Source organism: Saccharothrix sp. ST-888, assembly GCF_000955975.1.
GTDB lineage: Bacteria > Actinomycetota > Actinomycetes > Streptomycetales > Streptomycetaceae > Kitasatospora.
Genome location: NZ_JYJF01000761.1, coordinates 1 through 327, shown reverse-complemented (window position 1 = coordinate 327; position 327 = coordinate 1). Strand labels below are relative to the sequence as shown.

Below are 327 nucleotides of genomic sequence, written 5' to 3'. Positions count from 1 at the left end.
ATGCTGCTGCACGCCAGGACGGCGCGGACCAGCATCGACATCTGCATCGCGGTGCGGCGGCGGTGCGGCATCCGGTCGAGCAGCGGGCCGAGCACCGGAGCCAGCAGGCCGAACGGGGCCATGGTGCCGAGCAGGTAAAGCGCCACCCGGACGAGGGCCTCGCCGCTCGGGACCGCGAAGAAGATGGTCCAGGCCAGCGCGATGGTGATCAGCATGTCGCCGAACGAGTTCAGCGCGTGCAGCTCGATCAGCTTCGCCAGTCCCGACTCGGCCGCCGCCTCGGCGGCCGTCCCCCGGCGGATTCGGCGGGCGGTGACGTGCACCAGC

Annotated in this window: 1 pseudogene; it reads right to left on the bottom strand. The window is 71.9% G+C overall.

Features of this window, described 5'->3' with window-relative positions:
* Positions 1-327: pseudogene (locus UK12_RS42365) on the bottom strand (hypothetical protein); the annotation flags it as partial.